The organism is Silanimonas sp., from assembly GCF_044377035.1.
Classification (GTDB): Bacteria; Pseudomonadota; Gammaproteobacteria; order Xanthomonadales; family Xanthomonadaceae; genus Silanimonas.
Genome location: NZ_JBILJW010000021.1, coordinates 47349 through 60769 on the forward strand (window position 1 = coordinate 47349; position 13421 = coordinate 60769).

Annotated in this window: 10 protein-coding genes and 3 tRNA genes; all 13 read left to right on the top strand. The window is 69.0% G+C overall.

Annotated features, from left to right (window positions below; all coding sequences use genetic code 11):
* Positions 1–56: 56 nt before the first annotated feature.
* The 13 genes from ACIQ6S_RS11875 to ACIQ6S_RS11935 all read left to right on the top strand — a co-directional run bounded on the left by ACIQ6S_RS11875 (position 57) and on the right by ACIQ6S_RS11935 (position 12922).
* Positions 57–698, top strand: a complete 642-nt coding sequence (locus ACIQ6S_RS11875) for a MotA/TolQ/ExbB proton channel family protein (protein ID WP_397608543.1) — start codon at positions 57–59, stop codon at positions 696–698.
* Positions 695–1117 carry an ExbD/TolR family protein gene (locus ACIQ6S_RS11880; RefSeq protein WP_397608544.1) on the top strand — a complete coding sequence of 141 codons (423 nt, stop codon included), beginning with the start codon at positions 695–697 and terminating at the stop codon, positions 1115–1117. The genes ACIQ6S_RS11875 and ACIQ6S_RS11880 overlap by 4 nt, the downstream gene beginning before the upstream one ends.
* Complete coding sequence (gene msbA, locus ACIQ6S_RS11885; RefSeq protein WP_397608545.1) at positions 1114–2871, top strand: lipid A export permease/ATP-binding protein MsbA; 1758 nt, start codon at positions 1114–1116, stop codon at positions 2869–2871. Before ACIQ6S_RS11880 ends, msbA begins: the two co-directional genes overlap by 4 nt.
* Positions 2864–3889 carry a tetraacyldisaccharide 4'-kinase gene (lpxK, locus tag ACIQ6S_RS11890; RefSeq protein ID WP_397608546.1) on the top strand — a complete coding sequence of 342 codons (1026 nt, stop codon included), beginning with the start codon at positions 2864–2866 and terminating at the stop codon, positions 3887–3889. The genes msbA and lpxK overlap by 8 nt, the downstream gene beginning before the upstream one ends.
* Positions 3876–4640 carry a 3-deoxy-manno-octulosonate cytidylyltransferase gene (gene kdsB / locus ACIQ6S_RS11895; protein WP_397608547.1) on the top strand — a complete coding sequence of 255 codons (765 nt, stop codon included), beginning with the start codon at positions 3876–3878 and terminating at the stop codon, positions 4638–4640. Before lpxK ends, kdsB begins: the two co-directional genes overlap by 14 nt.
* 27 nt (positions 4641–4667) lie before the next feature.
* The gene (locus ACIQ6S_RS11900; protein ID WP_397608548.1) at positions 4668–6113 is read left to right on the top strand and encodes a redoxin domain-containing protein; all 1446 of its coding nucleotides are present in this window, start codon (positions 4668–4670) and stop codon (positions 6111–6113) included.
* The gene (gene uvrC, locus ACIQ6S_RS11905; RefSeq protein WP_397608549.1) at positions 6110–7984 is read left to right on the top strand and encodes an excinuclease ABC subunit UvrC; all 1875 of its coding nucleotides are present in this window, start codon (positions 6110–6112) and stop codon (positions 7982–7984) included. Before ACIQ6S_RS11900 ends, uvrC begins: the two co-directional genes overlap by 4 nt.
* A complete protein-coding gene (gene pgsA / locus ACIQ6S_RS11910; protein ID WP_397608550.1) occupies positions 7981–8562 on the top strand; it encodes a CDP-diacylglycerol--glycerol-3-phosphate 3-phosphatidyltransferase in 582 nt (193 codons plus the stop codon). The genes uvrC and pgsA overlap by 4 nt, the downstream gene beginning before the upstream one ends.
* Before the next feature lie 80 nt (positions 8563–8642).
* Positions 8643–8718 (top strand) — tRNA-Gly (locus ACIQ6S_RS11915).
* A gap of 46 nt (positions 8719–8764) precedes the next feature.
* Positions 8765–8838: transfer RNA gene (locus ACIQ6S_RS11920), tRNA-Cys, on the top strand.
* 58 nt (positions 8839–8896) lie between these two features.
* Positions 8897–8983: transfer RNA gene (locus ACIQ6S_RS11925), tRNA-Leu, on the top strand.
* A 106-nt stretch (positions 8984–9089) separates the two neighbouring features.
* Positions 9090–10505 (top strand): HD-GYP domain-containing protein, encoded by a 1416-nt coding sequence (locus tag ACIQ6S_RS11930; protein WP_397608551.1) that lies wholly within the window; start codon positions 9090–9092, stop codon positions 10503–10505.
* A complete protein-coding gene (locus tag ACIQ6S_RS11935; protein ID WP_397608552.1) occupies positions 10502–12922 on the top strand; it encodes an EAL domain-containing protein in 2421 nt (806 codons plus the stop codon). The genes ACIQ6S_RS11930 and ACIQ6S_RS11935 overlap by 4 nt, the downstream gene beginning before the upstream one ends.
* The last annotated feature ends 499 nt before the right edge of the window (positions 12923–13421 follow it).

Here is a 13421-nt window from a genome sequence, read left to right on the forward strand (position 1 = left end):
GGGCAGGGCGGCATCGCGAGCGGCTATGCTGTCCGCTCCCCTCATGAGGTTTCGCCATGCTTGAACTGGTCATCGCCGGCGGATGGGTCATGGTGCCGATCCTGCTGCTCGCGGTGGGTGCCATCGGTATCTCGATCGAACGCGCCTGGACCCTCCGCCGTCGCGAGGTCCTGCCGCCGGGGCTCGGCGACGAAGTGCGCCAGTGGGCGCGCGGTCGCCAGCTCGACCCGAAGCACATCGACGTGCTGCGGACCAATTCGCCGCTCGGGGCGCTGCTCGCCGCGGCGCTCGATATCCGCCACCGCTCCCGCGAGCTCATCAAGGAGCGCGTCGAGGACACCGGGCGCCACGTGCTGCACGACCTCGAGCGCTTCCTGCCGACACTGGGCACGATCGCCGCGGTCACGCCGTTGCTCGGCCTGCTCGGCACGGTGTTCGGCATGATCTCGATGTTCATGGGCATCCTCGAAGCCGGCGTCGGCGACGCCAACCGCTTGGCCGGGGGCATCGGGCAGGCCCTGATCTCGACGGCGGCCGGCCTGTTGGTCGCCATCCCGGCGCTCGTCGCACACCGCTGGTTCCGGGCCCGCGTCGCCGGTTTCGTCATCGAGATGGAGAAGGAAGCCATCGCCCTAGTCGACGCCATCGACGACCACGCGGTGAGCGGCAAGGCGAAGGGGAAGGGAGCCGCGGCGTGAGGCTGCAGCGTGCCAACGAAGGCGACGAACCCGAGATCAACCTGATCTCGCTGATCGACGTCATCTTCTGCATCATCATCTTCCTCGTCGTCACCACCACCTTCGATGTCCGCACGTCGCTGCGACTCGAACTGCCGACGGCCGCCGGCCCGACGATCGAAGCCTCGGACGACCCGTTGACGGTGGTCGTCGACGCCGAGGGAAGGCTCTACCTCGGCACCGTGGAACTCCCGAAGGAGGATCGCGCGGCCCTCATTGCGGCGTTGTCGCGCGTCGACGGTGACCACGCATCGACCCGCGTGGTGCTCCGCGCCGACGCCCGCGCCCCGCACCAGGCCGTCGTGACGGCGATGGATGCGCTCGGCCAGGCCGGGTTCGTCCGCCTCTCCATCGCCACGATGCCGGAGGGTGGCGAGTGAGGGAGCCGGAAGTGCCGGAGGTCTCCGGCTGGACCATCTACAAGCGGCTGCTGCGCTGGACCCTGCCGCATCGCCTGCTGCTGGGCCTTGCCTTCGTGGGCATGATCGTCGAGGCCGCGGCCGCCGGCGCCTTCACCTCCCTGATGCAGCCGATGATCGATGAGACCCTGGTCTCGCAGAACGACGCCGCGCGCTGGGAGTTGCCGCTGGTCATCGTCGGCATCTTCGTCCTGCGCGGTATCGCCACCTTCATCACCGATTACGGCATGGCGCGCGCCGGCCGCAGCGTGGTGCGCGACCTGCGCGTGGCGGTACTCGACAAGATGTTGCGCCTGCCGAGCGCGCGCTTCGACCGCGAGCCCGTGGCCTCGCTGGTGTCGCGCCTGAACTTCGACACCGAACAAGTGGCGCAGGCCAGCACCGAGGCGCTGAAGGTGCTGATCACCGACACGCTCACCGTGATGGCCCTGGTGGGCGTCATGCTCTGGCACAGCCCTACGGTGACCGCGGCCATCGCCGTCATCGTGCCGCTGATCGCCGTGATCGCCGCGTACGTGAGCGGGCGCTACCGGCGGCTAAACCGGCGGATCCAGGAAGGCGTCGGTGAACTCGCCACCGGCGCGGAGGAAATCCTGGCCGGCCAGCAGGACATCAAGGTCTACGGCCGGCAGCCGGCCGAGGTGGCGCGCTACCGAGTACTGGCGAACGCCAACCTGTTGCTGAACATGAAGGTCGAATCGACCCGTGCCGGTGCCTCGTCGGTGATCCAGCTCCTAGGCGCCATCGCGCTGGCCGTGCTGCTTGGCGTGGCGAGCATGGAGGCCTCGAAGGGGCGACTCTCCGCCGGCGCTTTCGTGGCGATCATGACCTCGATGATGGTGCTGATTCCCTCGCTGAAGCGCCTCGCGAACGTGCAGGCACTCGTGCAGCGCGGCATCGCCGCGTCGGTGCGCCTGTTCGGCCTGCTCGATGAGTTGGAGGAAGGCGACCACGGCACCCATGCGCCCGAGCGTGCCCGCGGCGTCGTGGTCTTCGAAGGGGTTGGCTTGCGCTACCCCGGCGCCGAGCTGGCTGCGCTGGACGGCGTGTCACTTCGCGCGGAACCCGGCACGGTCACGGCCATCGTCGGCCGCTCGGGCAGCGGCAAGACCACGCTGGCCCGCCTGCTGCCGCGCTTCTACGAACCCAGTGATGGGCGCATCACCCTCGATGGCGTGCCCCTAGGCGAGTGGTCGCTGCCTGCCCTGCGCCGGCAGATCGCGCTGGTGGGGCAGAAGGTCATGCTGTTCGACGACAGCGTGGCTGCGAACATCGCCTATGGTGCCGCGGGCGAACCGTCCCCCGAGGCGATCCGCGCGGCAGCCGATGCCGCGAATGCCAGCGAATTCATCGATCGCCTGCCGGAGGGCATGGCCACCCGCATCGGCGAGAACGGCAACAGGCTCTCCGGCGGCCAGCGCCAACGCATCGCCATCGCCCGGGCCGTGCTGAAGGACGCGCCGATCCTCGTGCTCGACGAGGCCACCGCGGCGCTCGACAACGAGTCCGAGCGCCTCGTGCAGACGGCGCTGGAGCGTCTGATCCCGAATCACACCACGTTCGTGATTGCGCACCGGCTCTCCACGATCGAGCGTGCCGACCAGGTGCTGGTCATGGAGTCGGGCCGCATCGTCGAGGCCGGCACCCATGCCGAGCTTCTGGGTCGCGGCGGCCTCTACGCGCAGTTGCATCGCGCCCAATTCCGCGATGCCTGAAGGCCGGCCCACGCTGCGGGCGGCGCTCGAGGAGGGCCTGCTGGCGCGCTGGTACGGCGGTGCGCCGGCCGGCATCGCGCTGCGCATGCTCGGTGCGCTGTACGGCACGCTGATGCGCTGGCGTCGCTGGGCCTACCGCGTCGGGCTGCGTCGCCAGCATCGTCTCGATATCCCGGTGGTCGTGGTCGGCAACCGCACCGTCGGGGGCGCGGGCAAGACCCCATTGGTCATCGCCCTCGTCGACGCACTGCGCGAGCGCGGCTGGCGCCCCGGCGTGCTGAGTCGCGGCTACGGCCGGCGCAGCACCGGCCTGCAGTGGGTCGATGGCCGCAGCGATGCCGGCACTGTGGGCGATGAGCCCCTGCTGGTCCATCTCGCCACCGGCGCGCCGGTGGCCGTCGATGCGGACCGGATCTCCGCCGCGAACGCGCTCATCGCCGCTGGTTGCGATGTGCTCATCGCCGATGACGGCCTGCAGCATTTGCGTCTCGGCCGCGTGCTCGAGATCGAGGTGCAGGATGCGCGCGGCCTCGGCAATGCACGGGTGATGCCCGCGGGGCCGCTGCGCGAGCCGCTGCCGGCACGACCGGCGGATTTCCGCGTCGTGCACGGGCGCGAGCCCCGCGGCGCGGACGTGCCGATGCGCCTCACGCTGGGCGACGCCCGTCGCGTCGGCCGTGGTGCGGCGCCCTCGAGCTGCGCGCTGTCCAGCTTCGTCGGCCGTCCCGTGCATGCCGTCGCCGGCATCGGCCATCCCGCGCGGTTCTTCCGGGCGTTGCGCGACGCGGGGCTTACCGTGCTCGAGCACGCCTTCCCGGATCACCACGGCTTCACCGACGCCGATTTTTCCGCGATGCGCGACGCGCCCGTGCTGATGACCGGCAAGGACGCGGTGAAATGCCGCCAGCTCGATCTGCCTGACGCCTGGGAGGTGCCGGTCACGGCCGAGCTCCCCGGCACTTTCATCGACGCCCTCGACCACCGTCTTCGCGAATCGCCCCGCCATGTCGAACCCTGAATTCATCGTCGCCGTCCCGGCGCGGTTTTCCGCCTCGCGCCTGCCCGGCAAGCCGCTCCGCCTGCTAGGGGGCGAGCCCATCGTCCGCCACGTCGTGCGCCGCGCGCTGGCGGCGGGTGCCGCCGAGGTGGTGTTGGCCACCGACGATGCCCGCATCGCCGAGGCGGTGGCGGGCCTCGCCGTCCGCGTGTGCATGACCCGCAGCGACCACCCCTCGGGCACCGATCGCCTCGCCGAGTGCGCCCAACTGTGCGGCTGGCCCGACGACGCGCTGGTGGTGAACCTCCAGGGCGACGAGCCCTTCGCGCCGGTCGCGGCACTGCAGTGTGTGGCGGCGACGCTGGCCGCCAGCGTCGCACCGATGGCCACGTTGGCCAGCCCGATCACCGACATGGCGACGCTGTTCGACCCGAATGCAGTGAAGGTGGTCACCGACGCCTCGGGCCATGCGCTGTACTTCAGTCGCGCCCCCATCCCCTGGCATCGCGACCGCTACGCGAGCGACCGCGTGACCGCGCCTGCCGCTCCCTGCCTTCGCCACATCGGCCTGTACGCTTATCGCGCGGGCTTCCTCCGGGTGTTCCAGTCCTTGCCGCCGGGCCGGCTGGAGCAGCTCGAGGCTCTCGAGCAGTTGCGCGTGCTCGAGGCCGGGCACCGCATCGCCGTGGCCCTCAGCCCCGCGGCCTTCCCGCCGGGCATTGACACCGAGGACGATCTTTTGCGTGCCGAAGCCGCGCTGCGGGACGCATAATCCGCCCATCCCTCCAGGTGGTCCCGCATGGCTTCGACCGCACCCTCCGGCCTCGCCCTGAGCATCGCGCCCGAGTTCGATCCCTCGATGGGATGGATCAACACCGCGCCCATCACGCTCGCGGGACTGCGCGGCCATCCGGTGGTGCTGCTGTTCTGGAATGCCGGGTCGGCGCATTGCCACAACGCCCTGCAGACGGTCGGCGCGCTGGCGGCGCGATTCCGTGAGAGCGCTGCCTTCATCGCCGTGCACGTGCCGAAGTTCGACCACGAGCGCGACGGTTCCGCCGCTTGGGATGTGCTGCAAGGCGAGGGCGCGGCGCTCCCGCTGGTCAACGATGGCGACTGGGCGGCCTGGCAGCAGTACGCCCTGAGTGCATGGCCGACCGTCGTCTTCGTCGATGCGCAGGGCTTCATCCGCGAACGCTTCGTCGGCGATCGCGCCATCGAGGCCCTGCAGCCGGCCTTGGAAGCCGAGATCGACGCGAACTTCCTCAAATCGCCCGGCCATGTCGACACCCCACGCCTCGACACGGTGGCGGGCCGTAGCGCGCTGGCCGCGCCGGGCGGTCTGGTCGCGAGTGCTTCCCGGCTGTACATCGCCGACACCGGCAACCACCGCATCCTCGAGTGCACGCATGACGGCCGGATCCTCCGCCGCATCGGCACTGGCAATCGCGATTTCGTCGATGGACTCGCCGACGTGGCCGGCTTCAATTCGCCGCGTGGCCTCGCCCTGCTGCAGGACCGCCTTTACGTGGCGGATACCGGCAACCACGCGATCCGCCGCATCAATACCCGGACCGGTGAAGTCGACACACTCGTCGGCAGTGGGCGCAGCGGCGACCCGGTCGCGGGGGTGTTCCGCCTGCCGAAGGACGGCGCGCTCGATCGTCCTTACGCACTCGCCGTCGCCGAGAACACGCTCCTCGTCACCCTCGCGGCATCACACCAGCTCTGGGCCATCGAGCTGGGCACCGTGACACTGCGCCTCGTCAGCGGTAGCGGCCGTTTCGGCGAGGACGAAGGCGCGGCCAGCGACGCCAGCTTCGCCCAGCCCACCGGCCTCGTCGTCCTCGGTGACCGGGCCTACGTGCTCGATGCCGCGGCCTCGAGCCTGCGCGAGGTCAAGCTCGCCGATGGCAGCGTCCGCAACCTGTTCGGCCGCGGGCTGTTCGAGTTCGGCCTCAAGGATGGCGGCGGCCGGCAAGCCCTGATGCAATACCCCACGGCGCTCGCCGCGCTGCCGAACGGCCAGGGGCTCTGGATCGCGGATACGGGAAACGGCGTGCTGCGGCGTTGGGTCTCGCGCAACCAGGCGCTATCCACCGTGCCGCTGCCGACCGCGCTGCATCGGCCCACGGCCCTTGCGGCCTGGCAGGGACAAGTGTGGATCGCCGACGCCGGCAATCACCTGGTCTGGCGCTTCGACAGCGATTCCGGCGAGATGCACCGCCTGCCGGTCGGCGAATGAGCGACGCGGCCTTAGGCGCCGCGCCTCCCCCCGCGACGCCCGAACCCTTCGACCCCCGCGCTTTCGTCCGTGGCCTGACCACCGCGCCCGGCGTGTACCGGATGTTCGACGCCGACGGCGGAATCCTCTACGTCGGCAAGGCGGCCTCGTTGAAGAAGCGCGTGGGGAGCTACTTCAGCAAGCAGCATGCACCACGCATCGCGATGATGGTCGCGCGCATCGCCCGCATCGAGACGACGGTGACGCGCACCGCGAGCGAGGCGCTCATCCTCGAGAACCAGCTGATCAAGGCCTTGAAGCCGCGCTTCAACATCCTGATGCGCGACGACAAGAGCTACCCGTACGTGCTGCTCACCCAGGAGGCGTGGCCGCGTCTCGCCTACCACCGTGGCGCCCGCGGGCAGCCGGGCCGCTATTTCGGCCCGTATACGGGTGCGCTCGCGGTGCGCGAAACGATGGACCTCATGTTCAAGCTTTTCCGCCTGCGCAGCTGCGAGGACAGCGTCTTCCGCAACCGCACGCGCCCCTGCCTGCAGCACCAGATCGGCCGCTGCAGCGCGCCATGCGTGGGCTTGGTGGCCGCGCCGGACTATGCGGATGCCGTGCGCCGGGTGGGGCTCTTCCTCGACGGTCGCAGCGACGACGTGGTGCGCGAGCTCGGGCAGTCGATGGAGAGTGCGAGTGCGGCGCTGGAGTTCGAGCGGGCGGCGGGGCTGCGCGACCAGATCGCCGCGATCCGCAAGGTGCAGGCGCGGCAGTACGTCGATGGCGACCGCCCCGACCTCGACGTGCTCGCCTGCGTGCAGCAGGCCGGTGTGGCGGTGGTGCTGGTGCTGAGCTTCCGCGACGGCGTGAACCTCGGCACGGCCTCGCACCCGCTGCGCATCGACCGCGACGTGGCGGAAGGCGAGATCCTCGAAGCCTTCATCACCCAGCATTACGCCGCGCGCAAGCCGCCCCGCGAGATGGTGCTCAGCCATGCGCTCGACGATACGGAAACCTTGGAGGCGGCGCTGGCCGAACAGGCCGGACACGCGGTGGAGATCAAGGCCAGCGTGCGCGGCGATCGCGCGCGCTACCTCGAGATGGCCGTGCGCAACGCGCACCTCGCGCTCGCCACCGAGCAGGCCACGCGGGCCAGCCAGCAGGCACGCCTCGACGACCTGCAGCAGCTGCTGGGCCTGCCGGCGCCGCCTCAGCGCATCGAGTGCTTCGACATCAGCCACACGATGGGCGAGGCGACGGTCGCGAGCAACGTCGTGTTCGGCCCGGAGGGCGCGCAGACCGCCAACTACCGGCGCTTCAACATCACCGGCATCGAACCCGGCGACGACTACGCCGCCATGCGTCAGGCGCTGACACGCCGCTTCCGGCGCGGGGTGGAGGAGGGCGTGCTGCCCGACCTGCTGCTGATCGACGGCGGGATGGGCCAGTTGCGGCAAGCCCTCGAGGTGCTGGAGGAGCTGGCGGTGCAGGGCGTGGCCGTCATCGGCGTGGCCAAGGGCGAGGCGCGAAAGGCCGGCGAGGAACGCCTGGTGTTCCCTGACGGCCGTGAACTGCGTCCCGGGGCGGCGTCACCGGGCCTGCAACTGGTGCAGCAGGCGCGCGACGAGGCGCACCGCTTCGCCATCACCGGGCATCGCAAGCGTCGGGCCAAGGCCCGCGACACCAGCCGCCTCGAGGACATCCCCGGAGTCGGCCCGAGACGCCGCCAGGCCCTGCTGAAGCACTTCGGCGGCCTCAAGGGGCTGAAGGACGCGGGCATCGAGGAGATCGCCCGGGCCGACGGCGTGAGTGCGGCCTTGGCTTCGCGCATCTATGCTTTCCTGCATGGCCTGCCCGAAGAGGGCGGCCCAGGAGCCCCGACTTGATGCTGACGATCCCCACCGCGCTCACGCTGTTCCGCATCGTCCTGATCCCGGTGATGGTGATCGTGTTCTATTCGTCGATGGAGAACGCGCGCTTCTGGGCGGCGGTGATCTTCACCGTCGGCGCGCTGACCGACTGGCTCGACGGCTGGATCGCGCGGCGCTTCAACATGTATTCCGCGTTCGGCGCCTTCCTCGATCCGGTGGCCGACAAGCTCGCCGTGGCCGCGGCGCTGTTCATCGTCGTGCAGGCGCATCCGACCATCTGGCTCACCCTGCTGTCGGCGGTCATCGTCGGCCGTGAGATCACCATCTCCGCCTTGCGCGAATGGATGGCCGAGATCGGCGCACGCGGCGCGGTCGCGGTGGCTTGGGTCGGCAAGCTGAAGACCATCGTGCAGATGGTGGCGATCGTGGCCCTGCTGATTGGCCCGAGCCTGTGGTTGGGGCCGCATCTGCCGGCGCTGCCGGCACAGGCGCTCGGCGAATGGCTGCTGGCGCTGGCGGCCGCGCTGACGCTGTGGTCCGGCGCCGATTACCTGCGCGCGGCTTGGCCGTCTTTCGCTCGGGACGGGCGCTGAACCGCCGCGATCCGAACCACGGCGATACGCGTCATGGTGTTGACATCGTCGCCGGAATCACCATAATGCGCGTCTCCGGTGCGGGAATAGCTCAGTTGGTAGAGCACGACCTTGCCAAGGTCGGGGTCGCGAGTTCGAGTCTCGTTTCCCGCTCCACGTTTTCCCAAGACCTCGGCTCGCCGAGGTTTTGTTTTTTCAGCGGGGCCTGGTGGCAGAGTGGTTATGCAGCGGACTGCAAATCCGCGTACGCCGGTTCAATTCCGACCCAGGCCTCCATCGAACCGCGCACTGCGCGGTTTTTTTTGCCCGACGCCGGCACGTATGATCGCCGCATGCCCGGGTGGTGAAACCGGTAGACACAGGGGACTTAAAATCCCTCGGCCGCGAGGCCATGCGGGTTCGAGTCCCGCCCCGGGCACCAGGGAGGATGTCTTCGACGGGTGAGCGGCGCGTGCACCTGTAACGATGCTGCGCTTGCAACATGCACGAGAGACGTTCAGGCTTGTGAGGCCAGCACGAGGACGGCCATGGCGGAATCCACGCTTGAACTGATCGACGTGAGTCGACTTCGCGTAGGGATGTACGTGCAGATCGACCTGCACGACGCGGCGCGTTCGCTCCCGACCGGGGGCTTCCTGATCAAGACTGACGCGCAATTGGCCGAACTCCGCGCCGCGGGACTGAAGCGCGTGCGCTATTCCCCGACCCAGAGCAGTGTCCCGCCGTTGCCCGAGCAGGGCGTGGTCCCCACCTGGTCGACGCTGGGGGTGCCGCGCTTCGATGATCCGCCGGCGGATCCCGTCGCGTTGGACGCGCCCGCCGTCGTGGAGGGCGCTGCGGGCGATGGCCCTGCCGCACGGGCGGACGACGCCTTGGCCAGCCCGGACGCCACTGCGCCCGCATCCGTGCCTGCACCCGAGCCCGTCCGCTCGCCCGCGGCGCAGCGCCGCGCGCTGCTCGCCGACCAGCAGGCCAGCCTCGACCGCTGCGAACACCAGTTCAGTGAAGCCACGCGCCAATTGCGTGGCGTTCTGCAGAACGCCAAGTCCAATCCCGGCCAGGCCCGCGAAGTCGCGCAGGCGCAGGTCGACGCCATGGTCGGTCAGGTCGCCGGCATGGGCGAAGTCGCCATCCGCCTGCTGTCCGAGAAGGCAGGGCAGGAGACCACCTTCCATGCGATGAACGTCAGCGTGCTCTCGATCCTGCTCGGGCGCGCGCTGCGGTTCGACGATGCGCGCCTCGCCAGCCTCGGCTTGGGCGCGCTGCTGCACGACATCGGCAAGCTCGAACTGCCCGACCGGCTGCGCTGGCGCGACGACCACGCTCCGGCCGTCGAGCGGAGGCTGTTCCAGGGCCATGCGGCGCAAGGCATGACCCTCGGCAAGAAGATGGGCCTGCCGGCCGACGTCCTCGATGTGATCGCCCAACACCATGAATACGCCGACGGCAGTGGCTACCCCTCGGGCTTGAAGGGCGAGCAGATCAAGCCGCTCGCCCGGGTCGTCGCTCTCGTGAACCAGTACGACAACCTGTGCAATCCCGGCAATCCGGCCCAGGCACTCACGCCGCACGACGCCTTGGCGCTGATCTTCGCGCGCCAGCGCGATGCGTTCGACGCCGCGGTGCTCGCCGCCTTCATCCGAATGATGGGCGTCTATCCGCCGGGCTCGGTGTTGCAGCTCAACGACGAGCGCTATGCCATTGTCGTCTCGGTGAATTCCGACCTGCCGCTCAAGCCGCGCATCCTGATCCACGAGCCCGAAGTGCCGTCCGACGAAGCCCTCGTCTTCGACCTCGAGCAACATCCGGAGATCGGCATCCAGCGGGCGATCAAGCCTGTTCAGCTGCCGAGGGCGGTCTTCGACTACCTCTCGCCGCGCAAGCGCATGTGCTACTTCTTCGAGCGCTCGCTCTCGGGGGGCGGGAGGGACGCCTCGCCATGACGGCGAAGTTGCCGCAGATGCTGATCGAGAGCGTCATCGAGGCCGTCTGGCTCGTTGACGCCGTCGACCTGCGCATCCTCGCGGTCAACCGTGCCGCCGAGGACATGATCGGCCTCTCGCGCGCCGAGCTGGTCGGCCGGCCAGTGGTCGATTTCGCCTCCACCTCGCAGGACCTGTTCTTCTGGGAGGACGTGGCCGCCGGCCGCTCCCGCGCCATCCGTTCCGAGACCCTGCTCAAGCGGGGCAATGGCGACATCCGCCAGATCGAGCGTCGCGTCAGCCTCGTCCAGATCGAGCAGGGCGCCGCCGTCTACATGGTGGCAATGGTCGACCGCAGCGAGCAGCGCAGCGCCGAACAGCAGCTCGAGAACATCATCGCCGAACTGCGCGCCACGCTCGAATCCACCGCCGACGGCATCCTCGTGGTCGACATGGACGGCGGCATCCGCGGCTTCAACCAGCGCTTCGCCGAGCTCTGGGACCTGCCGGATTCGATGCTCAGCGAGCGCAACGACGCCGCCATCTTCGGTTGGCTCACCGAGCACGTGCGCGATGTCGAAGGCTACCGCGACCGCATGGGCCAGATCTCCCGCGCGCCGCTGCTCGAAGCCGACGACGTGCTCGTGTTGCGCAGCGGGAAGGTGCTCGAGCGCGTGACGCTCCCGCAGTTCGCGCGAGGGCGCCCGATCGGCCGCGTGTTCTCGTTCCGCGATATCACCCAGCGGCTGGCCGACGAAGCCCGCCTGAAGCTGGCGGCGCGCGTCTTCGAATCCAGCCTCGACGCGATCTTCGTCACTGATGCGCACTTCCGCATGGTGGCGGCGAACCCGACCTTCGAGCGCCAGACCGGCTGGCAGTCCGCCGAGATCGAGGGGCGGCCGGTCGCATCGCTGCTCTCGAACGTCGCTTCGCGCTCCGAGGCGCGTGCCATCCGCAAGGCCCTGCTGCACGACGGCTACTGGCAGGGCGAGCTGTGGGCGCGCCGGAACAACGGCTCGCCTTACCCCTGCCTGCTGTCACTCGTGCGCGTCGCGGACGACGCGGGGGGCACCCTGCACATGATCGGTTTCGCCAAGGACCTCAGCGAAGCGATGGCGGCGCGCCAGCGCATCGAGGAGCTGGCGTTCACCGACCCGCTCACCGGCCTGCCGAACCGCGTGCTGCTGCGCGAACGCTTCGAGATGGCCATCAATTACGCGAAGCGGGAGCGTGGCAGTTTCGCGGTGTTGTTCCTCGACCTCGACCGATTCAAGCAGATCAACGACTCGCTGGGCCACGGCTTCGGCGACCGCGTGCTGGTGAGTGTCTCCGAGCGCCTTCACGAATGCGTGCGCCAGGTCGATACGGCCGCGCGCGTCGGCGGTGACGAGTTCATCCTGATCCTCGCCGGTGTGGATGCCGCAGGGGCCGAGATCGCGGCGCGCCGCATCCTGCATGCCATCTCCCAGCCGGTGGTGGTCGATGGGATGAGCTTCACCCTCACCGTCTCGATCGGCATCGCCATGTTCCCGGAAGACGGCACCGATGCCGACGAGCTCACCAAGAACGCCGACAGCGCGATGTATGCGGTGAAGGAGCGCGGCCGGGCCGACCTCCGCTTCTACCAGCGGCAGATGAACATCGGCCTCCTCTCGCGGATGAAGCTCGACCATGCCTTGCGGCATGCGCTGGTCGAAGGGGCCCTCGAAGTCCACTACCAGCCGAAGTTCCGCATCGAGGACCGCAGCCTGATCGGTGCCGAAGCGCTGGTGCGCTGGAACGACCCCGAGCTCGGGGCGGTCTCGCCGGGGCGCTTCATCCCGGTCGCCGAGGAAAGCGGCGCGATCATCCCGCTCGGCCGCTTCGTGCTGGAGACGACGCTGGCCCAGCTGAGCGAGTGGTGGCGAGCCGGTCTCTGCGTCGCCGTGGCCGTCAACGTCTCCGCCCTGCAGTTCCACCAGAGCGATTTCGTCGAGTCCGTCGCCGAGGGCTTACGCCGCCACGGACTGCCGGGCGAGGCGCTGGAGCTCGAGTTGACGGAGTCGATCCTGATCGCCGACGTCGAGGACGCCATGCGCCGCCTCACGGCGCTCAGCGCCCTGGGCGTCCGCCTCGCTATCGACGACTTCGGTACGGGTTACTCATCGCTGTCCTACCTGAAACGCTTCCCGATCGAGCGCATCAAGATCGACCGCAGCTTCATCGCCGACCTGCCGGGCAGTGCGGAGAGCGAGGCCATCGTGGTGGCGATCATCCAGATGGGCCGCGCGCTCCGCTTGTCCGTCACCGCGGAAGGTGTCGAGACCGAGGCCCAGCGCGAACTCCTCCACGCCGCCGGTTGCCACGAGATGCAGGGCTGGCTGATGGCGCCCGCACTCACGGCCGAGGTGTTCTCGAAGCGCTTCGGCGGTGATCCGGGCCAGCGTAAGGCCGGCTGAAAACACGAAACCCGCCTTTCGGCGGGTCGCGTGGTGGAGATGGTGGGGTGGCGCCACTCGAACTCAAGCCGGAGAGGGAGTAACTGCGCAACTCCTGCTGGGTTGATGCTGCGCGATGCCCCCAAAAATGCCCCCACTGAGGACCTGCTGGGTCAGTCCTGATCGACGTCGAACACACATGGGGGCGACGCCGAGACCATCGATCAGCTTGGGTGAATCGAGTCGGCCCTGACGTTTGGTCGATGCCTAGATGGGGCAGGTGCCTCAGGTCGAGCTGCGGTCCGCGCGCACAAGCTCGCGGTGATTGATCTGTGAAGTTGTCGGCTGGGGTGTGGAAAAAATGCCAATTGCGTGAGCAGAGAAAATGCTCCGCATGGAACGTAACCTCCCCCGTCAAGCGGACAGTTCGAAAGTAGAGCTTCTGGCCTCGTGGTGATTTCGGAACTCGGCGGGCGTCATGCCGCCAAGGGCGTCGTGGGGGCGGTGCTCGTTGTAGTCG

What these genes read in the sequence shown, in the direction of transcription:
- lpxK (WP_397608546.1), top strand. Translation starts at nt 2,864, where the DNA reads ATGCCTGAAGGCCGGCCCACGCTGCGGGCGGCGCTCGAGGAGGGCCTG.
- ACIQ6S_RS11875 (WP_397608543.1), top strand. Translation starts at nt 57, where the DNA reads ATGCTTGAACTGGTCATCGCCGGCGGATGGGTCATGGTGCCGATCCTG.
- kdsB (WP_397608547.1), top strand. Translation starts at nt 3,876, where the DNA reads ATGTCGAACCCTGAATTCATCGTCGCCGTCCCGGCGCGGTTTTCCGCC.
- ACIQ6S_RS11935 (WP_397608552.1), top strand. Translation starts at nt 10,502, where the DNA reads ATGACGGCGAAGTTGCCGCAGATGCTGATCGAGAGCGTCATCGAGGCC.
- uvrC (WP_397608549.1), top strand. Translation starts at nt 6,110, where the DNA reads ATGAGCGACGCGGCCTTAGGCGCCGCGCCTCCCCCCGCGACGCCCGAA.
- ACIQ6S_RS11930 (WP_397608551.1), top strand. Translation starts at nt 9,090, where the DNA reads ATGGCGGAATCCACGCTTGAACTGATCGACGTGAGTCGACTTCGCGTA.
- ACIQ6S_RS11900 (WP_397608548.1), top strand. Translation starts at nt 4,668, where the DNA reads ATGGCTTCGACCGCACCCTCCGGCCTCGCCCTGAGCATCGCGCCCGAG.